General features: G+C 42.3%; 32 protein-coding genes. 27 read left to right on the forward strand and 5 right to left on the reverse strand.

Translation table 11 applies throughout. The features are described from left to right. Window positions 1-6 precede the first annotated feature (6 nt). The 24 genes from rplV (at window position 7) to GTH25_RS00780 (ending at window position 11605) form a co-directional block, all read left to right on the forward strand. The gene (rplV, locus tag GTH25_RS00665; RefSeq protein WP_006535498.1) at window positions 7-339 is read left to right on the forward strand and encodes a 50S ribosomal protein L22; all 333 of its coding nucleotides are present in this window, start codon (window positions 7-9) and stop codon (window positions 337-339) included. Between the two features lie 17 nt (window positions 340-356). After that, window positions 357-1058 (forward strand): 30S ribosomal protein S3, encoded by a 702-nt coding sequence (rpsC, locus tag GTH25_RS00670; protein WP_023583467.1) that lies wholly within the window; start codon window positions 357-359, stop codon window positions 1056-1058. 12 nt (window positions 1059-1070) lie between these two features. Next, window positions 1071-1481, forward strand: a complete 411-nt coding sequence (gene rplP, locus GTH25_RS00675; RefSeq protein WP_006535500.1) for a 50S ribosomal protein L16 — start codon at window positions 1071-1073, stop codon at window positions 1479-1481. After that, entirely contained in the window at window positions 1481-1672 is a 192-nt protein-coding gene (gene rpmC, locus GTH25_RS00680; protein WP_004238624.1) for a 50S ribosomal protein L29, read from the forward strand. The genes rplP and rpmC overlap by 1 nt, the downstream gene beginning before the upstream one ends. After that, window positions 1672-1926 carry a 30S ribosomal protein S17 gene (gene rpsQ / locus GTH25_RS00685; RefSeq protein ID WP_023583468.1) on the forward strand — a complete coding sequence of 85 codons (255 nt, stop codon included), beginning with the start codon at window positions 1672-1674 and terminating at the stop codon, window positions 1924-1926. The genes rpmC and rpsQ overlap by 1 nt, the downstream gene beginning before the upstream one ends. A 176-nt stretch (window positions 1927-2102) precedes the next feature. After that, entirely contained in the window at window positions 2103-2474 is a 372-nt protein-coding gene (rplN, locus tag GTH25_RS00690) for a 50S ribosomal protein L14 (RefSeq protein ID WP_004246955.1), read from the forward strand. 10 nt (window positions 2475-2484) lie between these two features. Then, window positions 2485-2799 carry a 50S ribosomal protein L24 gene (gene rplX, locus GTH25_RS00695; RefSeq protein ID WP_075674042.1) on the forward strand — a complete coding sequence of 105 codons (315 nt, stop codon included), beginning with the start codon at window positions 2485-2487 and terminating at the stop codon, window positions 2797-2799. 13 nt (window positions 2800-2812) lie between these two features. After that, entirely contained in the window at window positions 2813-3352 is a 540-nt protein-coding gene (rplE, locus tag GTH25_RS00700) for a 50S ribosomal protein L5 (RefSeq protein ID WP_075674041.1), read from the forward strand. A 12-nt stretch (window positions 3353-3364) separates the two neighbouring features. Next, on the forward strand, window positions 3365-3670 hold the full coding sequence (gene rpsN / locus GTH25_RS00705) for a 30S ribosomal protein S14 (protein WP_006535503.1): 306 nt from the start codon (window positions 3365-3367) through the stop codon (window positions 3668-3670). A 32-nt stretch (window positions 3671-3702) separates the two neighbouring features. Beyond that, window positions 3703-4095, forward strand: coding sequence for a 30S ribosomal protein S8 (rpsH, locus tag GTH25_RS00710; RefSeq protein ID WP_004246950.1), 393 nt, complete (start codon window positions 3703-3705; stop codon window positions 4093-4095). Window positions 4096-4109: 14 nt separating this feature from the next. Then, entirely contained in the window at window positions 4110-4643 is a 534-nt protein-coding gene (gene rplF / locus GTH25_RS00715; RefSeq protein ID WP_023583470.1) for a 50S ribosomal protein L6, read from the forward strand. A 9-nt stretch (window positions 4644-4652) separates the two neighbouring features. Continuing rightward, window positions 4653-5006, forward strand: a complete 354-nt coding sequence (gene rplR, locus GTH25_RS00720; RefSeq protein ID WP_075674040.1) for a 50S ribosomal protein L18 — start codon at window positions 4653-4655, stop codon at window positions 5004-5006. A gap of 14 nt (window positions 5007-5020) precedes the next feature. Next, the gene (gene rpsE, locus GTH25_RS00725; RefSeq protein ID WP_023583472.1) at window positions 5021-5521 is read left to right on the forward strand and encodes a 30S ribosomal protein S5; all 501 of its coding nucleotides are present in this window, start codon (window positions 5021-5023) and stop codon (window positions 5519-5521) included. Between the two features lie 5 nt (window positions 5522-5526). After that, a complete protein-coding gene (rpmD, locus tag GTH25_RS00730) occupies window positions 5527-5706 on the forward strand; it encodes a 50S ribosomal protein L30 (RefSeq protein WP_036914634.1) in 180 nt (59 codons plus the stop codon). 3 nt (window positions 5707-5709) lie between these two features. Further along, on the forward strand, window positions 5710-6144 hold the full coding sequence (gene rplO, locus GTH25_RS00735; RefSeq protein WP_004246944.1) for a 50S ribosomal protein L15: 435 nt from the start codon (window positions 5710-5712) through the stop codon (window positions 6142-6144). 7 nt (window positions 6145-6151) lie between these two features. Next, a complete protein-coding gene (gene secY / locus GTH25_RS00740) occupies window positions 6152-7474 on the forward strand; it encodes a preprotein translocase subunit SecY (protein WP_006535510.1) in 1323 nt (440 codons plus the stop codon). Window positions 7475-7516: 42 nt separating this feature from the next. Next, the gene (rpmJ, locus tag GTH25_RS00745) at window positions 7517-7633 is read left to right on the forward strand and encodes a 50S ribosomal protein L36 (RefSeq protein ID WP_071788572.1); all 117 of its coding nucleotides are present in this window, start codon (window positions 7517-7519) and stop codon (window positions 7631-7633) included. 146 nt (window positions 7634-7779) lie between these two features. Next, window positions 7780-8136 (forward strand): 30S ribosomal protein S13, encoded by a 357-nt coding sequence (rpsM, locus tag GTH25_RS00750; RefSeq protein WP_036914623.1) that lies wholly within the window; start codon window positions 7780-7782, stop codon window positions 8134-8136. Between the two features lie 16 nt (window positions 8137-8152). Beyond that, window positions 8153-8542 (forward strand): 30S ribosomal protein S11, encoded by a 390-nt coding sequence (rpsK, locus tag GTH25_RS00755; RefSeq protein ID WP_002919257.1) that lies wholly within the window; start codon window positions 8153-8155, stop codon window positions 8540-8542. 36 nt (window positions 8543-8578) lie between these two features. Continuing rightward, window positions 8579-9199 carry a 30S ribosomal protein S4 gene (gene rpsD, locus GTH25_RS00760; RefSeq protein WP_004246942.1) on the forward strand — a complete coding sequence of 207 codons (621 nt, stop codon included), beginning with the start codon at window positions 8579-8581 and terminating at the stop codon, window positions 9197-9199. 25 nt (window positions 9200-9224) lie between these two features. After that, window positions 9225-10214: a DNA-directed RNA polymerase subunit alpha gene (locus tag GTH25_RS00765; protein WP_006535513.1), complete on the forward strand. Its 990-nt coding sequence runs from the start codon at window positions 9225-9227 to the stop codon at window positions 10212-10214. A gap of 37 nt (window positions 10215-10251) precedes the next feature. Continuing rightward, entirely contained in the window at window positions 10252-10638 is a 387-nt protein-coding gene (gene rplQ / locus GTH25_RS00770; protein WP_004246940.1) for a 50S ribosomal protein L17, read from the forward strand. A 296-nt stretch (window positions 10639-10934) separates the two neighbouring features. Then, a complete protein-coding gene (zntR, locus tag GTH25_RS00775) occupies window positions 10935-11348 on the forward strand; it encodes a Zn(2+)-responsive transcriptional regulator (protein WP_069368787.1) in 414 nt (137 codons plus the stop codon). A 50-nt stretch (window positions 11349-11398) separates the two neighbouring features. Next, a complete protein-coding gene (locus GTH25_RS00780) occupies window positions 11399-11605 on the forward strand; it encodes an alternative ribosome-rescue factor A (RefSeq protein ID WP_164530265.1) in 207 nt (68 codons plus the stop codon). Between the two features lie 3 nt (window positions 11606-11608). Here the strand turns inward: GTH25_RS00780 and mscL are convergent, their stop codons facing one another. The 5 genes from mscL to def form a co-directional block, all read right to left on the reverse strand. Further along, window positions 11609-12016, reverse strand: coding sequence for a large-conductance mechanosensitive channel protein MscL (gene mscL, locus GTH25_RS00785; RefSeq protein WP_023583476.1), 408 nt, complete (start codon window positions 12014-12016; stop codon window positions 11609-11611). A gap of 115 nt (window positions 12017-12131) precedes the next feature. Continuing rightward, the gene (trkA, locus tag GTH25_RS00790; RefSeq protein ID WP_075674039.1) at window positions 12132-13508 is read right to left on the reverse strand and encodes a Trk system potassium transporter TrkA; all 1377 of its coding nucleotides are present in this window, start codon (window positions 13506-13508) and stop codon (window positions 12132-12134) included. A gap of 112 nt (window positions 13509-13620) precedes the next feature. After that, window positions 13621-14889: a 16S rRNA (cytosine(967)-C(5))-methyltransferase RsmB gene (rsmB, locus tag GTH25_RS00795; protein ID WP_075674038.1), complete on the reverse strand. Its 1269-nt coding sequence runs from the start codon at window positions 14887-14889 to the stop codon at window positions 13621-13623. 99 nt (window positions 14890-14988) lie between these two features. Further along, window positions 14989-15936, reverse strand: a complete 948-nt coding sequence (gene fmt, locus GTH25_RS00800; protein WP_164530266.1) for a methionyl-tRNA formyltransferase — start codon at window positions 15934-15936, stop codon at window positions 14989-14991. Between the two features lie 26 nt (window positions 15937-15962). Then, a complete protein-coding gene (def, locus tag GTH25_RS00805) occupies window positions 15963-16487 on the reverse strand; it encodes a peptide deformylase (RefSeq protein ID WP_075674036.1) in 525 nt (174 codons plus the stop codon). A gap of 130 nt (window positions 16488-16617) precedes the next feature. Between def and dprA the strand changes: the two genes are divergently transcribed. The 3 genes from dprA to tsaC are packed head-to-tail and all read left to right on the forward strand — an operon-like array spanning window position 16618 to window position 18901. Next, a complete protein-coding gene (gene dprA / locus GTH25_RS00810) occupies window positions 16618-17763 on the forward strand; it encodes a DNA-processing protein DprA (protein WP_099660731.1) in 1146 nt (381 codons plus the stop codon). 18 nt (window positions 17764-17781) lie between these two features. Beyond that, a complete protein-coding gene (locus GTH25_RS00815; protein WP_075674034.1) occupies window positions 17782-18339 on the forward strand; it encodes a topoisomerase DNA-binding C4 zinc finger domain-containing protein in 558 nt (185 codons plus the stop codon). Then, entirely contained in the window at window positions 18332-18901 is a 570-nt protein-coding gene (gene tsaC / locus GTH25_RS00820) for an L-threonylcarbamoyladenylate synthase type 1 TsaC (protein WP_075674033.1), read from the forward strand. Before GTH25_RS00815 ends, tsaC begins: the two co-directional genes overlap by 8 nt. Window positions 18902-18903 lie beyond the last annotated feature (2 nt).

Consider the following 18903-nt stretch of genomic DNA (forward strand, 5'->3'; position numbering starts at 1 on the left):
GAAGAGATGGAAACTATCGCTATGCATCGCCACGCTCGTTCTTCTGCTCAGAAGGTTCGCTTGGTAGCTGACCTGATTCGCGGTAAGAAAGTGTCGCAAGCTCTGGAAATTTTAACCTTTACCAACAAGAAAGCTGCTGGTTTAGTGAAGAAAGTACTGGAGTCTGCTATTGCTAATGCAGAACACAACGATGGCGCTGACATTGATGATCTGAAAGTAGCTAAGATCTTTGTTGACGAAGGTCCTTCTATGAAGCGCATTATGCCTCGTGCAAAAGGCCGTGCAGATCGTATTCTGAAGCGCACCAGCCACATCACTGTGGTTGTGTCTGATCGCTGAGACTCTGGAGACTAGCAATGGGTCAAAAAGTACATCCTAATGGTATCCGCCTTGGCATTGTCAAGCCTTGGAATTCCACATGGTATGCGGGTACCAATGAATTCGCTGACAACCTAGACAGCGACTTTAAAGTACGTCAGTACTTAACTAAAGAACTGGCTAAAGCATCTGTATCTCGTATCGTTATCGAACGTCCTGCGAAAAGCATCCGTGTGACTATTCACACTGCTCGCCCAGGCATCGTTATCGGTAAAAAAGGTGAAGATGTTGAAAAACTGCGCAAAAACGTAGCGGATATCGCTGGCGTTCCTGCGCAAATTAATATCGCCGAAGTACGTAAACCTGAACTGGACGCAAAATTAGTTGCTGACAGCATCACTTCACAGCTGGAACGTCGTGTTATGTTCCGTCGTGCTATGAAGCGTGCGGTACAGAACGCTATGCGTTTAGGCGCTAAAGGTATTAAAGTGGAAGTAAGTGGTCGCTTAGGTGGCGCTGAAATCGCTCGTACTGAATGGTATCGTGAAGGTCGTGTACCTCTGCACACTCTGCGTGCAGATATCGACTACAATACCTCAGAAGCACAAACCACTTATGGTGTGCTCGGCGTTAAGGTATGGATCTTCAAAGGTGAGATCCTGGGTGGTATGGCTGCAGTTGAACAGGCGGAGAAACCGGCTGCTCAACCTAAAAAGCAGCAGCGTAAAGGCCGCAAGTAAGGAGAGTCGCTGATGTTACAACCAAAGCGTACAAAATTCCGTAAAGTGCACAAAGGCCGCAACCGTGGCTTAGCTGCTGGTGCGGATGTAAGCTTCGGGACTTACGGTCTTAAAGCTGTGGGCCGTGGTCGTCTGACTGCACGTCAGATCGAAGCGGCACGTCGTGCAATGACCCGTGCAGTTAAGCGTCAGGGTAAAATCTGGATCCGTGTGTTCCCAGACAAACCAATCACTGAAAAGCCGCTCGAAGTCCGTATGGGTAAAGGTAAAGGTAACGTTGAGTATTGGGTTGCCTTAATCCAGCCAGGTAAAGTCCTATATGAAATGGATGGTGTGCCTGAAGAACTGGCCCGTGAAGCATTCAAGCTGGCGGCAGCAAAACTGCCTATCAAAACCACCTTTGTAACTAAGACGGTGATGTAATGAAAGCAAAAGAGCTGCGCGAAAAGAGCGTTGAAGAGCTGAACACAGAACTGCTGAACTTACTGCGTGAGCAGTTTAACCTGCGTATGCAGGCAGCAAGTGGTCAGTTACAACAGTCTCATCTGTTGAAACAAGTGCGTCGTAATATCGCACGCGTTAAGACTTTACTGACTGAGAAGGCGGGTGCGTAATGACCGATAAAATCCGTACTCTGCAAGGTCGTGTAGTTAGTGACAAAATGGAGAAATCTATTGTCGTTGCTATCGATCGTATGGTTAAACACCCATTATATGGTAAGTTTATCCGTCGTACGACTAAACTGCATGTACATGACGAGAACAACGAATGTGGAATTGGTGACGTAGTAGAAATTCGTCAAACACGTCCACTGTCTAAGACTAAGTCTTGGGCGTTAGTTCGCGTTGTAGAAAAAGCTGTTCTGTAATAAAATAGCCTTTTCGTACGAAATAAACGGCTCAAAACTGAACGAGCCGTTTATTTTTTCTGTCCATATCGAGAATGTGGTGTTATAATGCCGCTCCCTCGTATTATGGGATATTGAACGGCCTCTTCTAATGTGGAAGTGGCTCAGTAGTAGTTGACATTTAGCGGAGCACTAAAATGATCCAAGAACAGACTATGCTGAACGTGGCCGACAACTCCGGTGCACGTCGCGTAATGTGTATCAAGGTTCTAGGTGGCTCGCACCGTCGCTACGCAGATGTAGGTGACATCATCAAAATTACCATCAAGGAAGCAATTCCACGTGGTAAAGTTAAGAAAGGTGATGTACTGAAAGCGGTAGTGGTGCGCACCAAGAAGGGTGTTCGTCGCCCTGACGGTTCTGTCATTCGCTTCGATAGCAACGCTTGTGTATTGTTAAACAACAACAGCGAGCAAGTTATTGGTACGCGTATTTTTGGGCCGGTTACTCGTGAACTTCGTAATGAGAAGTTCATGAAAATAATCTCTCTGGCACCTGAAGTACTCTAAGGAGCAGGCAATGGCAGCGAAAATCCGTCGTGATGACGAAGTTATCGTTCTTACTGGTAAAGATAAAGGTAAGCGCGGTAAAGTAAAACAGGTTCTTTCTTCTGGTAAAGTTCTCGTTGAAGGTATCAATCTGGTTAAAAAACATCAGAAGCCAGTTCCGGCTCTGAATCAACCAGGTGGCATCGTTGAAAAAGAAGCTTTTATTCAAGTTTCTAACGTTGCACTCTTCAATGCGGCAACTGGTAAGGCTGACCGTGTAGGTTTTAGATTCGAAGACGGTAAAAAAGTTCGTTTCTTCAAATCTAATAAAGAAACTATCAAGTAATTTGGAGTATACGATGGCGAAACTGCATGATTACTACAAAGACGAGGTGGTCCAACAACTGATGTCTCAGTTTGGTTACCATTCTGTCATGCAAGTCCCTCGGGTCGAGAAGATCACCCTGAATATGGGTGTTGGTGAAGCGATTGTTGATAAAAAACTGCTGGATAATGCAGCAGCTGATTTAGCAGCAATCTCAGGTCAAAAACCTTTGATCACCAAAGCACGCAAATCTGTTGCAGGCTTCAAAATCCGCCAGGGCTATCCGATCGGCTGTAAAGTGACCCTGCGTGGCGAACGCATGTGGGAGTTCTTTGAACGCTTGATCTCTATTGCTGTACCTCGTATCCGTGACTTCCGTGGTTTATCCGCTAAGTCATTTGACGGTCGTGGTAACTACAGCATGGGCGTACGTGAGCAAATCATCTTCCCTGAAATCGATTACGATAAAGTGGATCGTGTTCGTGGTTTGGATATTACCATTACTACGACTGCGAAATCAGATGATGAAGGTCGCGCACTGTTAGCAGCGTTTAACTTCCCGTTCCGCAAGTAAGGCAGGGCATTCATGGCTAAGAAATCTATGAAAGCACGTGATGTAAAACGTGCGAATTTAGCTGAGAAATTCTTCGCAAAACGCGCAGAACTGAAAGCTATCGTTTCAGATGTGAACGTGTCTGACGAAGATCGTTGGAATGCTGTTCTGAAACTGCAAACTATGCCACGTGATTCAAGTCCTTCACGTCAGCGTAACCGCTGCCGTCAAACTGGACGTCCGCACGGTTTCCTGCGGAAATTTGGCCTAAGCCGTATTAAAGTCCGTGAAGCCGCTATGCGCGGTGAAATCCCGGGCCTTAGAAAGGCTAGCTGGTAATTACCATAATTGAATCACGGGAGTAAAGACAGATGAGCATGCAAGATCCCATCGCGGATATGCTGACCCGTATCCGTAACGGTCAGGCCGCGAACAAAGTTGCGGTCACAATGCCTTCCTCCAAGCTGAAAGTGGCGATTGCCAACGTGCTTAAGGAAGAAGGTTATATCGAAGATTTTAAAATTGAAGGCGACACTAAGCCAGAACTGGAAATCACTTTAAAATATTTCCAAGGTAAGGCTGTAGTAGAAAGCATTCAGCGCGTAAGCCGTCCAAGTCTGCGCATCTATAAAAGAAAAGATGAGCTGCCACAAGTTATGGCAGGACTGGGCATCGCTGTTGTTTCTACCTCAAAAGGTGTTATGACTGATCGTGCAGCTCGCCAAGCAGGTCTTGGTGGCGAGATTATCTGCTACGTAGCTTAATTCGGGAGGAAAGAATGTCTCGTGTGGCAAAAGCACCCGTCGTCATTCCTGCCGGCGTAGAGGTTAAACTCAACGGTCAGGTAATTACGATTAAGGGTAAAAACGGCGAGCTAACTCGTACTATCCATAATGCAGTTGAAATTCAACATGCTGACAACCACTTAACTTTCGCACCTCGCGATGGTTTTGCTGATGCATGGGCACAGGCGGGTACTACTCGTTCTCTGTTAAATGCAATGGTTGTAGGTGTTACCGAAGGCTTCACTAAGAAACTGCAACTGGTAGGTGTAGGTTATCGTGCGTCTATTAAAGGCAATGCGGTTAACTTATCAGTAGGTTTTTCACATCCAGTGGAACACCAACTGCCAGCAGGCATCACTGCTGAATGTCCAACACAAACTGAAATCGTACTGAAAGGTGCGGATAAGCAAGTGATTGGCCAAGTAGCAGCTGAACTGCGTGCTTACCGTCGCCCTGAACCTTATAAAGGTAAAGGTATTCGTTACGCCGACGAAGTTGTGCGTATCAAAGAGGCTAAGAAGAAGTAAGGTAACACTATGGATAAGAAAGCAGCTCGTATCCGTCGTGCGACCCGCGCACGCCGTAAGCTCCAGGAATTGGGTGCGACTCGCCTGGTGGTACACCGTACCCCTCGCCATATTTATGCGCAGGTTATTGCACCAAACGGTTCTGAAACTTTGGTGGCCGCTTCTACTACAGAAAAAGCTATCATTGAGCAACTGAAAAACACTGGAAACAAAGAAGCAGCAGCAGTAATTGGTAAAATTGTTGCTGAACGCGCTCTGGAAAAAGGTATCAAAGTAGTATCATTTGACCGTTCCGGTTTCCAATATCATGGTCGAGTCCAGGCACTGGCAGATGCTGCCCGTGAAGCTGGCCTTCAGTTCTAAGGTAGGAGTGTAAGATGGCTCACATCGAGAAACAAGCTGGCGAACTGCAGGAAAAGCTGATCGCGGTAAACCGCGTATCTAAAACCGTTAAAGGTGGTCGTATCTTTAGCTTCACCGCTCTTACAGTAGTTGGTGATGGTAATGGCCGCGTTGGTTTCGGATATGGCAAAGCTCGCGAAGTTCCGGCAGCAATCCAGAAAGCGATGGAAAAAGCCCGTCGCAATATGAAAACCGTCGCTTTAAACAACGGCACTCTGTTCCACCCTGTTAAAGGTACTCACACAGGCTCTCGCGTATTTATGCAGCCTGCTCATGAAGGTACCGGTATCATCGCAGGTGGTGCAATGCGTGCAGTTCTAGAAGTGGCTGGCGTTCGTAACGTACTGGCTAAAACCTATGGTTCCACTAACCCGATTAACGTGGTTCGTGCAACACTGGACGCTTTAGATAGCATGAAGTCTCCAGATATGGTCGCAGCTAAGCGTGGTAAATCCGTTGAAGAAATTCTGGGGTAATGACCATGGCTAAGACTATTAAAATTACTCAAACACGCAGCTTAATCGGCCGTCTGCCTAAACATAAGGCAACCATGACTGGTTTAGGTCTGCGTCGCATCGGTCACACTGTAGAACGCGAAGATACACCAGCAGTTCGCGGTATGATCAACTTGGTTTCCTATATGGTTAAAGTTGAGGAGTAAGAGATGCGTTTAAATACTCTGTCTCCGGCTGAAGGTGCCAAGCATGCGCCTAAACGTGTAGGTCGTGGTATCGGTTCTGGCTTAGGTAAAACTGGCGGCCGTGGTCACAAAGGTCAGAAGTCTCGTTCTGGCGGTGGCGTACGTCGTGGTTTTGAAGGCGGCCAGATGCCTTTATATCGTCGTTTACCAAAATTTGGTTTTACTTCACGTAAATCATTCGTGACTGCGGAAATCCGTCTGTCTGATTTAGCTTACGTTGAAGGCGATGTAATCGATCTGAATGCACTGAAAGCCGCAAACGTTGTTGGCCCACAGATTGAATTTGCAAAATTAATTCTGTCTGGTGAGGTTAACCGTGCAGTGACTATTCGTGGTCTGCGTGTTACCAAAGGTGCCCGTGCAGCAATCGAATCAGCTGGCGGTAAAATTGAGGAATAAGTGACAGATGGCTAAACAACCAGGTTTAGATTTTCAGAGTGCTAAAGGTGGTGTTGGTGAACTAAAACGCAGACTTTTGTTTGTTCTTGGTGCACTTATTGTCTTTAGGATTGGCTCTTTTATTCCTATCCCTGGTATTGATGCCACTGTGCTTGCCAAATTGCTCGATCAGCAAAAAGGCACCATCATTGAAATGTTTAACATGTTCTCTGGTGGTGCTCTTAGCCGTGCTTCTATCTTTGCGCTGGGTATCATGCCTTATATTTCGGCATCGATTATTATCCAACTCTTATCAGTGGTTAACCCTCGGTTAGCAGAGATTAAGAAGGAAGGGGAGGCCGGTCGTCGTAAGATCAGCCAATATACCCGTTATGGTACTTTGGTGCTGGCGATATTCCAATCAATTGGTATCGCAACAGGCTTACCGAATATGCCAGGAATGCAAGGTCTGGTAATTAATCCAGGTCTACCATTCTATATTACGGCTGTTGTGAGCTTAGTCACTGGGACAATGTTCTTAATGTGGTTAGGTGAGCAAATCACTGAACGTGGTATTGGTAACGGTATCTCAATCATTATCTTTGCAGGTATCGTTGCAGGTCTTCCGCCTGCCATTGGTCAAACCATCGAGCAGGCGCGGCAAGGCGAACTGCACTTCCTCCTGTTATTGTTGGTTGCAGTATTGGTGTTCGCGGTTACTTTCTTTGTTGTTTTTGTAGAAAGAGGACAACGTCGTATCGTTGTTAACTATGCAAAACGTCAACAAGGGCGTAGAATATACGCGGCACAAAGTACACATCTACCACTTAAAGTAAATATGGCGGGTGTTATACCAGCAATTTTTGCTTCAAGTATTATCCTGTTTCCTGGTACAATAACCTCTTGGTTTGGCGATGGTACAGGGTGGGGTTGGCTGACGACGATTTCTTTAAATCTACAGCCTGGTCAACCTATTTATGTGTTACTATACGCTGCTGCAATCATATTCTTCTGTTTCTTCTATACGGCGTTGGTTTTCAACCCAAGAGAAACGGCAGATAACCTGAAGAAGTCCGGTGCATTTGTACCAGGAATTCGCCCGGGAGAGCAGACGGCTAAATATATAGATAAAGTAATGACACGTTTAACCTTAATCGGTGCCTTGTATATTACCTTTATCTGTCTCATCCCGGAGTTCATGCGTGACGCAATGAAAGTACCTTTCTATTTTGGTGGTACTTCCCTCTTAATCGTGGTTGTGGTCATCATGGATTTTATGGCTCAAGTGCAAACTCTCCTGATGTCAAGTCAGTATGAGTCTGCATTGAAAAAAGCAAATCTTAAAGGTTAATTACTGATAAGCGATTTGTTTTAGAAGTTACGGAGAGTAAAAATGAAAGTTCGTGCTTCCGTCAAGAAAATGTGCCGTAACTGCAAAATTGTTAGACGTCACGGTCACGTGCGTGTAATTTGCAGCGTCGAGCCTAAGCATAAACAGCGTCAAGGCTAATTTATTGCATTTTTTTCTTGCAAAGTTCGGTTGAGCTGGCTAAATTAGCCAGCCCAATCTTTTATAATATATACAGTATTGTTTGAGTATCCTGAAAACGGGCTTTTCAGAATGGTACTGTATAACTGCTAATTTAGGAGTGCATAGTGGCCCGTATAGCAGGCATTAACATTCCTGATCATAAACATACTGTAATCGCATTAACTTCGATTTACGGTATCGGTAAGACCCGCTCACAGGCTATCTGTGTAGCTGCTGGTATTGCTGAAAATGTTAAGATCAGTGAGCTGTCTGAAGAGCAAATCGACAAGCTGCGTGACGAAGTTGCCAAATACGTTGTAGAAGGTGATCTGCGTCGTGAAGTTACCCTGAGCATCAAACGTCTGATGGATCTTGGTACTTACCGTGGTTTACGTCATCGTCGTGGTCTACCAGTTCGCGGTCAGCGTACTAAGACTAACGCACGTACCCGTAAGGGTCCGCGTAAGCCGATCAAGAAATAATCGGGGTATTTGAACAATGGCAAAAGCACCTATTCGTGCACGTAAGCGTGTAAGAAAACAAGTCTCTGACGGTGTGGCTCATATCCATGCTTCTTTCAACAACACAATCGTTACTATTACCGATCGTCAAGGTAACGCATTGGGTTGGGCTACTGCCGGTGGTTCCGGTTTCCGTGGTTCTCGTAAATCTACTCCGTTCGCGGCTCAGGTTGCAGCAGAACGTTGCGCTGAAGCTGTTAAAGAGTACGGAATTAAGAACTTGGAAGTTATGGTTAAAGGACCTGGTCCTGGTCGTGAGTCAACTATCCGTGCATTAAACGCGGCTGGTTTCCGCATCACTAATATTACTGATGTGACTCCGATTCCTCATAACGGTTGTCGTCCACCGAAAAAACGTCGCGTTTAATAACGTTTTCGTTTTTAGGAAAGTTGGAGAAAGAAAATGGCAAGATATTTGGGTCCTAAGCTCAAGCTGAGCCGCCGTGAAGGTACAGATTTATTTCTAAAATCTGGCGTTCGGGCGATTGACACCAAGTGTAAACTGGAACAAGCACCAGGTCAGCACGGCGCACGTAAACCGCGTCTTTCTGATTACGGTGTTCAGTTACGTGAAAAACAAAAAGTACGTCGTATTTACGGTGTTCTAGAACGTCAATTCCGTAACTACTACAAAGAAGCAACTCGTCTGAAAGGCAACACAGGTGAAAACCTGCTGACTCTGCTGGAAGGTCGTCTGGATAACGTTGTTTATCGTATGGGCTTTGGCGCAACTCGCGCAGAAGCACGTCAGATGGTTAGCCATAAAGCAATCATGGTAAATGGTCGCGTGGTTAACATTGCTTCTTATCAGGTTTCCCCGAATGACGTAGTCAGCGTTCGTGAAAAATCGAAAAAACAGTCTCGTATTAAGGCTGCTTTAGAGCTGGCTGAACAGCGTGAAAAGCCAACATGGCTGGAAGTTGATGCTGCTAAGATGGAAGGTGTGTTCAAACGTATTCCTGAACGTACTGACTTGTCTGCTGACATTAACGAGCACCTGATCGTCGAGCTTTACTCCAAGTAAGGCTTAGCACCAAAGAGAGGACACAATGCAGGGTTCTGTGACAGAGTTTCTAAAACCGCGCCTGGTTGATATCGAGCAAGTCAGTTCGACGCACGCCAAGGTGACCCTTGAACCATTAGAGCGAGGCTTCGGCCATACTCTTGGTAACGCACTGCGCCGTATTCTGCTTTCGTCTATGCCGGGTTGTGCGGTAACAGAGGTTGAGATTGATGGTGTACTGCATGAGTACAGCACCAAAGAAGGTGTTCAGGAAGATATCCTAGAAATACTGCTCAACCTTAAAGGGTTGGCGGTAAAAGTTCATGGTAAAGATGAAGTTATTCTTACTTTGAGCAAATCTGGCATTGGCCCTGTTATTGCAGCCGATATCATCCATGACGGTGATGTCGAAATCGTCAAGCCGCAGCACGTTATCTGCCACCTTACAGACGAGAACGCATCTATTAATATGCGTATCAAAGTTCAGCGTGGTCGTGGTTATGTGCCGGCTTCTGCCCGAATTCATTCGGAAGAAGATGAGCGCCCTATCGGTCGCCTTTTAGTAGACGCGTGCTATAGCCCAGTTGAGCGTATTGCTTATAATGTGGAAGCAGCTCGTGTTGAACAGCGTACCGACTTGGATAAGCTGGTTATCGAGATGGAAACTAACGGTACTATCGATCCAGAAGAATCGATTCGCCGTGCAGCGACTATCCTGGCTGAACAGCTTGAAGCTTTTGTTGACTTACGTGATGTTCGTCAACCAGAAGTTAAAGAAGAGAAGCCAGAATTCGATCCTATCTTACTGCGCCCAGTAGACGATCTTGAATTGACTGTCCGCTCTGCTAACTGTCTGAAGGCAGAAGCAATCCACTACATCGGTGATCTGGTACAGCGTACTGAAGTTGAATTACTTAAGACGCCTAACCTTGGTAAGAAATCTCTTACTGAGATTAAAGACGTACTGGCGTCGCGTGGTTTATCTCTGGGCATGCGCCTTGAGAATTGGCCACCTGCAAGTATCGCTGATGAATAAGATCACAGGTTAAGGTTTTACTGAGAAGGATAAGGTCATGCGCCATCGTAAGAGTGGTCGTCAATTGAACCGCAACAGCAGCCATCGTCAGGCTATGTTTCGTAACATGGCAGGTTCTTTAGTTCGTCATGAGATCATCAAGACAACTTTGCCTAAAGCGAAAGAACTGCGTCGCGTCGTTGAGCCGCTGATTACTCTTGCCAAGACCGACAGCGTAGCTAATCGTCGTCTGGCATTCGCCCGTACTCGTGATAACGAAGTCGTGGCAAAACTGTTTACAGTATTAGGTCCGCGTTTTGCGAGCCGTGCAGGTGGTTACACTCGTATTCTGAAGTGTGGCTTCCGTGCTGGTGACAACGCTCCAATGGCTTACATTGAGCTTGTTGACCGTGCTGATTCTGAAACAGAAGCAGCAGCTGAATAATTTAATTATTATTTAGTGAAGCGAATAAAAAGACCGGATTTTTAATCCGGTTTTTTTACATCTATCGAAAATGATAGTTATGAAATTACTGTTATAAAAATAATCTATCAAGCCATATCCTAGCCTTTCTATTTGTTATTCCATGCTTTTTTGCCTACTCTTGTGTTACATCATATTTATTTTCTGTTATTTCAGCATACTGCTATTTTGGTAAGATAAGCTTCGCACTATATTTCAATTCTATTCTTTTGATTATTTGTTATGCTTAGACATCAGTTAGAGTGAGGAAATGATCCATGTATCGTATTGGACAGGTTGCAAAATTAGCGAATGTGACAACAGATACAATCCGTTTTTATGAAAAACAAGGATTGATGGATCATGACAGGCGAACAGAAGGCGGTTATCGCTTATATACAGAGCAAGATCTCCAACGTTTACGTTTTATTCGTTATGCAAAAGAGTTGGGCTTTACATTAGACGCGATTACAGAGCTACTTTCTATTCGTGTTGATCCCGCTCATCACACTTGTGTTGAATCTAAACACATTGTTGATGCAAGACTTGCTGAAGTCGAAATTCGCTTGAAAGAAATGGAAAGAATGCGAGATTCACTGAAGATGTTAAGTAATGCATGTTGTGGTAGTGCTCATGAAAGTACTTATTGTTCTATTCTTGAAATACTTGAATCTGGAGCCACAAAGCAATAATATCTGTACCGCATTACGTTTTATGTTCTTTAACAATTTAAGAGGTTTTTATGTCTAGCAAATATCGGCACCAGAAAGGTGTTATTAAAGATAATGCCTTAGCAGCACTTGTTCATGATCCACTATTTAGACAACGCGTGGAAAAGAATAAAAAAGGAAAAGGAAGTTATATGAGAAAAGCGAAACATGACAAGAAGGGAAACTGGGAGGCCAGTGATAACAAAAGATTTTTTCAATTGTTATCACTGGCCTTTTAGTTTTTATTTTTGCTGATTTTTTAATAAATCACGAATTTCTGTTAATAGAGTTTCTTCTGCTGAAGGTGCCGGTGGTGCTTTAGGTGCTTCTTCTGCTTGACGACGTGTCTTGTTAATTAATTTGATTGCACAGAAAATCGCAAATGCAACAATGGCAAAATCAAAAACAGTTTGAATGAACATGCCATAATTTAGTACAACTGCTGGTACATCCCCACTAGCATCTCTTAATACAAGGCTAAACTGTTTGAAGTCAATACCACCGATTAATAAGCCTAATGGTGGCATAATAATATCAGCAACTAATGATGAAACAATCTTACCGAAGGCTGCTCCAATGATGACACCGACTGCCATGTCAACAACGTTGCCTTTCATTGCGAATTCACGAAACTCTTTAAAAAAAGACATAACCACCCCTTATTTGTCTATACATAGATTTATTATGTAAAAATATAGTATCTAACATGATAATAGTAGACCATTATAAGTAACAATTACTATTATTCTTATTTCTACTTGGTTTTTATAAGAAAAATGGGCTAGGTTGGAAAAGCTTCTCTACTTCAGGGACATATTTTTTATCAGTGATAAACATAATCACATGATCTCCTTGTTCTATGGAGTGACTAGCGTTCGCAATAATAACATCTTGCTCTCTTACAATTGCACCAATGATAGTTCCTGGTGGTAGTTTTATATCTTGTATACGACGGCCAACAACTTTTGATGTATTTTCATCACCATGTGCAACGGCTTCGATTGCCTCTGCAACACCTCGTCGTAATGAGGAAACGCTAACAATATCAGCTTTACGAACATGACCTAAAAGTGCAGAAATTGTTGCTTGTTGTGGTGATATTGCAATATCAATAACTCCGCCTTGGACTAAATCAACATAAGCACTACGCTGAATAAGCACCATCGCCTTTTTGGCACCCATTCTTTTTGCTAGCATCGCTGACATAATATTAGCTTCATCATCATTAGTCAGTGCGATAAAGACATCGATTTGTTCTATATGTTCTTCAGCAAGAAGTTCTTGATCCGATGCGTCGCCATAAAAAACAATAGTGTCATGGAGTAGTTCAGCGAGTTCTGTTGCACGTTGCTGATTATGCTCAATAAGTTTGACGCTATAATCTTTTTCTAATCTAGCGGCTAAACCTGCACCGACATTACCACCACCAACAATCATAATGCGTTTATAAGGTTTTTCTAATCGTTGTAATTCACTCATTACTGCACGAATATGCTGAGATGCAACGACAAAGAAAACTTCATCTCCCGCTTCAATAATTGTGGAGCCTTGAGGTCGGATAGGTCTGTCTTGACGAAAAATTGCAGCAACACGAGTATCAATATGTGGCATATGATCGCGTAATGTTGATAGTGCATTTCCGACGAGAGAACCGCCATAATATGCTTTTACCGCAACGATACTGACTTGGCCATCGGCAAAATTAACAACTTGTAAGGCACCAGGATATTGGATTAATTTATATACATAATCAATAACCAAATGCTCAGGAGAGATTAAGTAATCAATGGGAATAGCTTCTGGGAGGAAGAGTTTGTCTGCTTCACGAACAAATTCAGAGGCACGTATCCGAGCAACTTTATTGGGTGTATTAAACAAAGTGTAAGCAACTTGGCATGCTATCATATTGGTTTCGTCAGAGTTGGTGACGGCAACTAGCATATCTGCATCTTCAGCACCAGCTTCTCTTAAGATCCTTGGGTGAGAGCCATGCCCATTGACTACTCGTAAATCGAATTTATCTTGAAGTTGGCGCAAACGATCTGCATTAGTGTCAACGACAGTAATATCATTATTCTCCCCGACAAGATTTTCAGCGAGAGTACCACCTACTTGACCAGCGCCTAAGATAATAATTTTCATCGTAATTTCTCAGAGTATTCGATTAACAAATAGAAAAGAAACGCAAGATCTTAATGATCTTGCGTTAAAATAGTAGCGTTTTTTAGATCCGATATCATCTTTTATCACAAGATCATATTTTCTTGATCAATGCATAAAAGAAACCATCGCCACCTTTTTCTTCTGGTAAGCATTGGTGCTGATAATCACATTGTGCATCTTTCGTTGACGCTAAAAATGCTTCAACCTGTTGTTTATTCTCTTCAGGCAAAATAGAGCAGGTTGCATAAACCAACGTACCACCAGATTTTAGGTATGGCCAAATAGCGTGAAGGATCTCTTTTTGAATTTGAGCTAATTGCTCAATGTCTTCATTACGGCGAAGCCACTTAATATCTGGATGACGGCGGATAACGCCTGTTGCTGAGCATGGTGCATCAAGGAGAATTCGGTCAAATTGCATACCGGCACACCATTGTTCAGGATAACGACCATCACCACTTTTGACTACGGCATTAAGTTTTAAACGCGTAAGGTTCTCTTGTACACGTTTCAAACGTTGTTCATCTATATCGATTGCTAATACTTGAGCTTGAGGAGCTATCTCTAAAATATGCGTTGTTTTGCCGCCCGGTGCCGCACATAGATCAAGGATCTGTTCTTTATTTTTTGGCGCCAATAATTCAGCACAACGCTGGGCTGAACGATCTTGAACTGTTACCCAACCATCAGCAAATCCAGGAAGAAGATTTACGTTACATGGGTTCTCTAAACGGATCGCAAAAGGGTGGTTATCATCAGCAACAGCGGTAATTTCTTCCTTTTTCAGTAATGTTAAATATTCTTCTCGTGAATGATGGCGTTGATTTACACGTAACCACATAGGTGGTTTTTGATTATTACCTTCAACAATACTCATCCATTGTTCAGGATAAGCCTGTTTAACACGGGTAAGTAGCCATGATGGATGGAGAAAATGATTTTCGCTGTTTTGAAAACGTTCATTTAGGATATCTTGTTGACGTTGAAACTGACGCAACACACCGTTAATTAATCCTTTTAACTGTGGTTTTTTTAGTGCAACAGCGCCATTTACGGTTTCGGCTAGAGCTGCATGAGCAGGAATACGTGTATAAAGAAGCTGATATAAGCCAACCATAATAAGGTAGTGTAAAATACGTTGTTTGCCTTTTAATGGTTTATCCATGAGTTGCTGAATAATCCATTCCAATTGTGGCAATGTACGTAATACACCAAAGCAAAGTTCCTGTAGTAATGCTTTGTCTTTGTCTGAAACATTTTTTTGAAGTTCTGGTATGACGGTGCTTAGAGATAAGCCTTGATCTAATACTTGGCTAATTGCTTTGGCTGCAATGCTACGTAAGTTGTATGACGTTTTCATGATGAGTTAACGTTTAATATTGAGCGCCAGAGATGTACTACATTGGCGTGAAAAAAGGAAAACCCTGATAATAGTGTTAAATATCAGGGTTTAGAATAATTATTGAATGATTTTTCCAGGAGTGAACCAATCTCGCTTGGAGTTTAAAAAATCGGCAGAAGCCATAGGTTTCTTACCTGATGGTTGTAACTCTGTGATATTTAGAATGCCGTTACCTGTCGCAATATAAATACCCGTTTTATCTGCTTTTAATAAGGTTCCTGCAGGTTGATCTGTATCATCAGCAATAGCTTGTGCTTTCCATACTTTCACTGGTTGCTCGTCCAACATAAAAAAGCTCATTGGCCACGGATTGAATGCTCTTATGCAACGTTCAATCTGTTCTGCAGATAATGACCAATCAATTTTTGCTTCTTCTTTAGATAATTTTTGTGCGTAATTCGCTAAATTATCATCTTGTTTTTCAGTCTTTATTTTACCTGAGGTAATGAGATCTAACGTAGTTGTTAGAGCCTTTGGTCCAAGCTCTGCAAGTTTTTCATAAAGAGATGCACTGGTATCTTCACTCGTAATTGGGCACGAGGCTTTATACAACATATCGCCTGTATCTAAGCCAACATCCATTTGCATAATTGTGACACCTGTTTCTTTATCTCCTGCCCACAAAGAGCGTTGAATTGGTGCAGCACCACGCCATTTAGGAAGGAGAGAACCATGCACATTAAGGCAACCTAAACGCGGTATTTCAAGAACTGCTTTAGGTAAGATCATGCCATAAGCGACAACAATCATAATGTCTGCTTGTTGTGCTACTATCCATTCATGATTCTCTTCTGGTTTTAAAGAGACAGGCTGATAAACAGGAATATTATGAGTTAACGCCAGAGCTTTAACAGGGCTAATAGTCAGTTTCTTACCTCTTCCTGCGGGTTTATCTGGAGGAGTAAGTACTCCCACCACACGATGTTGAGTTGATAACAATGCCGCTAAATGTCGAGCCGCAAAATCGGGTGTTCCCGCAAAAATAATACGTAATGAATCAGACACGTTTTCTTCCTGTTTCAATTTAACTGTTACTGTCTTGCTTTAGCTCTTTTTTTATCTAGCTTATCGAGTTTTTCAACTTTTTGACGGATACGTTGGCGTTTCAATGGGGATAAATAATCCACAAATAGTTTACCAACTAAATGATCCATTTCATGTTGAATACAGATAGCTAATAAATCATCAGCCTCTAACTCAAAAGGTTGACCATTGTAATCAAGGGCTTTTACTTTTACGTACTCTGCACGAGGAATAAAAGCGCGCTGTTCGGGAACAGACAAACAGCCTTCTTCTATGCCTGTATCGCCATCAGCATCAAGAAGTTCTGGGTTTATTAATACCAGTCTTTGATCCCTGGTTTCAGAGACATCAATGACGATAATGCGCTGGTGGATATTCACCTGTGTCGCAGCTAAGCCGATACCTTCTTCCAAATACATTGTTTCAAACATATCATCGACAATTTTTTGGATTTCGGCATCAACTTTTTCGACTGGCTTTGCAATCGTGCGAAGACGCTCGTCTGGATAATGTAATACGTGTAACACTGCCATAATTTATTCGGACTGTTTCTAAAATGTGAATAGGATTTAACGTCTATTCTAGACATTTATTGTCTAGATTGACAGTATTTGGTGTGTTTAGCACTCACCCTGTTTGCTAAAAATAATATTAGGATAATGCATGGATGCTAGAGAAATATGGATAAGGCTTAACGCTGTTTCAAGACTCCCCATTAGTAAAGCGATTCAAATTGCAAGGTATCTACAATCTTTAACTCAATTAAATCAAAGACTATTAATAGGTTGTGGTCTGTCAGAACAGCAAAGTCATCAATTCTTAAGACTTCATGCAAATGCTGTCAACGATACATTAAAATGGTTAGATAAAAATGAATCATCATTATTAACGATTACAGATTCAGATTATCCATCCTTATTAAAGCAAATATCATCGCCTCCGCTTTTGCTTTTTGTTGCAGGGAATAGACAGCATTTAAAAAGCACACAAATTGCATTAATCGGTAGTCGAGTTGCTACACCATATGGTTCCAAGTGGGCAACTTATTTTGCACAGGAACTAGTAAAAAAAGAGTTAACTATTACAAGTGGGTTAGCTCAAGGTATTGATGGTATTGGACATCGAAGTGCATTAAAAAATAATGGTATTACTATTGCTGTACTAGGGAGTGGTTTAGAGCAGATTTATCCATCATTTCATCGCACTCTTGCAACACAAATAAAAGAATCTGGTCTTCTTATTTCTGAGCATTTACCAATGACACCGCCTTTAGCGCGCTATTTCCCTCAACGTAATCGGATTATTAGTGGGCTAAGTACTGCACTACTTATTGTTGAAGCAGGAATTAAAAGTGGTTCTTTAATAACAGCAAACTATGCTTTGCAACAAGGTAAAGAGTTGTTCGTGTTACCGGGGCTATTGGGTGATATTCATTTTGAAGGCAATCACCAACTTATTAAGCAAGGTGCAAATTTAGCATCCTCACCTGAAGATATCTTTGAATATTTAAATAGCTCTTTGCAGTGGCTTACTTGTGTTAATGAGTATCAACAAAAACAAATTACAGAAGAATATACAACACTTATTAATAATGAAAAACAAGAGATCAAAGTAGAACAATTTACACTAGAACAACAAAAGGCAATGGATGTGATATTACCTTTTCTACGTTTTAATAAAGCAGTACCCATTGATATCATTGCTCAGGATAGTGGATTATCAACTTCTGAATTAGCTCCTCTTTTATTAGAACTTGAGCTTATTGAAAAAGTCGCTATTGTGGCTGGTGGCTATACTCGATTGGAATAAGTGTAATGAGGTAAAACAATGGCAAAGAATATGCCGTTTACACAGCAACCTGAACAGGAAAAATGCCCTGAATGTGGCAGCGTATTAGTGATGAAAAATGGAGGACATGGCCCTTTTTTAGGATGTTCGGCTTACCCTGATTGCCATTATATTAAAACATTAAAATCACAGGGTGATGGACAAATTATAAAAGTTTTAGAAGGGCAACCTTGTAAGTGTTGTGGTGCTGATTTAGTTTTGCGTCAGGGTAAATTTGGGATGTTTATTGGTTGTAGTAATTATCCAGAATGTGAACATATAGAACAAATTGATAAACCTGATGAAACTGTTATACCTTGTCCTCAATGCGAAAAAGGAAAATTACTACAACGTAAGTCTAGGTTTGGTAAGATATTTTATGCTTGTAACCAATATCCAGAATGCCAATTTGTATTAAATAACAAGCCTGTTAATGGTGAATGCGAACATTGCCACTATCCATTATTGATGGAAAAAAGGTCTTCTCAAGGAGTAAGATTAGTGTGCGCCAGCAAATTATGTGGAAAGCAACAAACAAAAAGAGAAGAACATGAATAACAAAGCATCACCTGTAAGCAACACTATAATAGCAGCATTAAAAAATAATAAAGTTATCGCATATCCAACAGAAGCCGTATTTGGGGTTGGTTGTGATCCTGATAGCGAGCATGCTGTTATGGCATTATTAACGTTAAAACAACGCTCAATTGACAAAGGGCTAATTTTAATTGCTGATAATTATGAGCAATTGAAACCTTATATCGACGATAGTGCATTGACTCAAACTCAGCGAGATAGAATGTTTGCATCTTGGCCGGGACCTGTTACATGGGTTATTCCTGCCAAATCAACGACGCCAAAGTGGTTAACTGGAAAATTCACTTCTTTAGCTGTGAGAGTAACAGACCACACAATTGTTAAAGAACTCTGCCTAGCCTATGGAAAACCTTTAGTTTCAACGAGTGCGAATTTAAGTGGATTACCACCATGTCGTACAGTTGAAGAAGTAAAAGAACAGTTTCAGGATACAATTCCTATCGTTGAAGGGAATGTTGGTGGTAGACAGAATCCTTCTGAAATCCGAGATGCATTAACGGGTGAATTATACCGACAAGGGTGATT

The organism is Proteus terrae subsp. cibarius (assembly GCF_011045835.1).
In the GTDB taxonomy this organism is placed as follows: Bacteria; Pseudomonadota; Gammaproteobacteria; order Enterobacterales; family Enterobacteriaceae; genus Proteus; species Proteus cibarius.

Bases quoted from the DNA above. Each gene is read 5' to 3' on its own strand.
- GTH25_RS00780 (WP_164530265.1), top strand. From the start codon at position 11,399: ATGTCTAGCAAATATCGGCACCAGAAAGGTGTTATTAAAGATAATGCC.
- secY (WP_006535510.1), top strand. From the start codon at position 6,152: ATGGCTAAACAACCAGGTTTAGATTTTCAGAGTGCTAAAGGTGGTGTT.
- rpmJ (WP_071788572.1), top strand. From the start codon at position 7,517: ATGAAAGTTCGTGCTTCCGTCAAGAAAATGTGCCGTAACTGCAAAATT.
- trkA (WP_075674039.1), bottom strand. From the start codon at position 13,508: ATGAAAATTATTATCTTAGGCGCTGGTCAAGTAGGTGGTACTCTCGCT.
- rplX (WP_075674042.1), top strand. From the start codon at position 2,485: ATGGCAGCGAAAATCCGTCGTGATGACGAAGTTATCGTTCTTACTGGT.
- GTH25_RS00765 (WP_006535513.1), top strand. From the start codon at position 9,225: ATGCAGGGTTCTGTGACAGAGTTTCTAAAACCGCGCCTGGTTGATATC.
- rpsE (WP_023583472.1), top strand. From the start codon at position 5,021: ATGGCTCACATCGAGAAACAAGCTGGCGAACTGCAGGAAAAGCTGATC.
- dprA (WP_099660731.1), top strand. From the start codon at position 16,618: ATGGATGCTAGAGAAATATGGATAAGGCTTAACGCTGTTTCAAGACTC.
- rplQ (WP_004246940.1), top strand. From the start codon at position 10,252: ATGCGCCATCGTAAGAGTGGTCGTCAATTGAACCGCAACAGCAGCCAT.
- rpmD (WP_036914634.1), top strand. From the start codon at position 5,527: ATGGCTAAGACTATTAAAATTACTCAAACACGCAGCTTAATCGGCCGT.
- rpsQ (WP_023583468.1), top strand. From the start codon at position 1,672: ATGACCGATAAAATCCGTACTCTGCAAGGTCGTGTAGTTAGTGACAAA.
- rplN (WP_004246955.1), top strand. From the start codon at position 2,103: ATGATCCAAGAACAGACTATGCTGAACGTGGCCGACAACTCCGGTGCA.
- zntR (WP_069368787.1), top strand. From the start codon at position 10,935: ATGTATCGTATTGGACAGGTTGCAAAATTAGCGAATGTGACAACAGAT.
- rplE (WP_075674041.1), top strand. From the start codon at position 2,813: ATGGCGAAACTGCATGATTACTACAAAGACGAGGTGGTCCAACAACTG.
- tsaC (WP_075674033.1), top strand. From the start codon at position 18,332: ATGAATAACAAAGCATCACCTGTAAGCAACACTATAATAGCAGCATTA.
- rpmC (WP_004238624.1), top strand. From the start codon at position 1,481: ATGAAAGCAAAAGAGCTGCGCGAAAAGAGCGTTGAAGAGCTGAACACA.
- rpsC (WP_023583467.1), top strand. From the start codon at position 357: ATGGGTCAAAAAGTACATCCTAATGGTATCCGCCTTGGCATTGTCAAG.
- rplF (WP_023583470.1), top strand. From the start codon at position 4,110: ATGTCTCGTGTGGCAAAAGCACCCGTCGTCATTCCTGCCGGCGTAGAG.
- rplR (WP_075674040.1), top strand. From the start codon at position 4,653: ATGGATAAGAAAGCAGCTCGTATCCGTCGTGCGACCCGCGCACGCCGT.
- GTH25_RS00815 (WP_075674034.1), top strand. From the start codon at position 17,782: ATGGCAAAGAATATGCCGTTTACACAGCAACCTGAACAGGAAAAATGC.
- rpsD (WP_004246942.1), top strand. From the start codon at position 8,579: ATGGCAAGATATTTGGGTCCTAAGCTCAAGCTGAGCCGCCGTGAAGGT.
- rplO (WP_004246944.1), top strand. From the start codon at position 5,710: ATGCGTTTAAATACTCTGTCTCCGGCTGAAGGTGCCAAGCATGCGCCT.
- rplP (WP_006535500.1), top strand. From the start codon at position 1,071: ATGTTACAACCAAAGCGTACAAAATTCCGTAAAGTGCACAAAGGCCGC.
- def (WP_075674036.1), bottom strand. From the start codon at position 16,487: ATGGCAGTGTTACACGTATTACATTATCCAGACGAGCGTCTTCGCACG.
- rsmB (WP_075674038.1), bottom strand. From the start codon at position 14,889: ATGAAAACGTCATACAACTTACGTAGCATTGCAGCCAAAGCAATTAGC.
- rpsK (WP_002919257.1), top strand. From the start codon at position 8,153: ATGGCAAAAGCACCTATTCGTGCACGTAAGCGTGTAAGAAAACAAGTC.
- rpsH (WP_004246950.1), top strand. From the start codon at position 3,703: ATGAGCATGCAAGATCCCATCGCGGATATGCTGACCCGTATCCGTAAC.
- mscL (WP_023583476.1), bottom strand. From the start codon at position 12,016: ATGTCTTTTTTTAAAGAGTTTCGTGAATTCGCAATGAAAGGCAACGTT.
- rpsN (WP_006535503.1), top strand. From the start codon at position 3,365: ATGGCTAAGAAATCTATGAAAGCACGTGATGTAAAACGTGCGAATTTA.
- rplV (WP_006535498.1), top strand. From the start codon at position 7: ATGGAAACTATCGCTATGCATCGCCACGCTCGTTCTTCTGCTCAGAAG.